Consider the following 1,242-nt stretch of genomic DNA (forward strand, 5'->3'; position numbering starts at 1 on the left):
TGCTGGAACTTATGATTTCGGAACTGATGTGGTTTTAACTGCAACTCCTAATGCTGGTTATCAATTTGATGGTTGGTCAGGTGACGCTTCAGGAACTACAAATCCATTAACCATTACAATGGATGCCGATAAAACTGTAACAGCAGTATTTAGTAAAATTCAGCATACTTTAACTACTAATGCTACTAACGGAACTATTTCTAGAAATCCGAATACTCCAATTGCTGGAACTTATGATTTCGGAACTGATGTGGTTTTAACTGCAACTCCTAATGCTGGTTATCAATTTGATGGTTGGTCGGGTGATGCTTCAGGAACTACAAATCCATTAACCATTACAATGGATGCCGATAAAACTGTAACAGCTATTTTTAGTAAAATTCAGCATACCTTAACTACGAATGCTACTAACGGAACTATTTCTAGAAATCCGAATACTCCAATTGCTGGAACTTATGATTTCGGAACTGATGTGGTTTTAACTGCAACTCCTAATGCTGGTTATCAATTTGATGGTTGGTCGGGTGATGCTTCAGGAACTACAAATCCATTAACCATTACAATGGATGCGGATAAAACTGTAACTGCAGTATTTAGTAAAATTCAGCATACCTTAACTACGAATGCTACTAACGGAACTATTGCTAGAAATCCTGTAACCCCAACTGCTGGAACTTATGATTTCGGAACTGATGTAGTTTTAACTGCAACTCCTAACGCTGGTTATCAATTTGATGGTTGGTCGAGTGACGCTTCGGGAACTACAAATCCATTAACCATTACAATGGATGTAGATAAAACTGTAACAGCAGTATTTAGTAAAATTCAGCATACCTTAACTGCGAATGCTACTAACGGAACTATTGCTAGAAATCCGAATACTCCAACTGCTGGAACTTATGATTTCGGAACTGATGTGGTTTTAACTGCAACTCCTAATGCTGGTTATCAATTTGATGGTTGGTCAGGTGATGCTTCAGGAACTACAAATCCATTAACTATTACAATGGATGCCGATAAAACTGTAACAGCTATTTTTAGTAAAATTCAGCATACTTTAACTACGAATGCTACTAACGGAACTATTGCTAGAAATCCGAATACTCCATCTGCTGGAACTTATGATTTCGGAACGGATGTGGTTTTAACTGCAACTCCTAATCCCGGTTATCAATTTGATGGTTGGTCAGGAGACGCTTCAGGAACTACAAATCCATTAACCATTACAATGGATGCCGATAA

General features: G+C 37.8%; 1 protein-coding gene. It reads left to right on the forward strand.

All coding sequences use genetic code 11. From position 1 onward, the window contains the following. The coding region (locus tag Q1A15_RS20895) for an InlB B-repeat-containing protein (protein ID WP_299628382.1) at window positions 1-1,242 on the forward strand (1,242 nt) is incomplete at both ends.

Source organism: uncultured Tenacibaculum sp., from assembly GCF_947495995.1.
Lineage (GTDB): Bacteria > Bacteroidota > Bacteroidia > Flavobacteriales > Flavobacteriaceae > Polaribacter.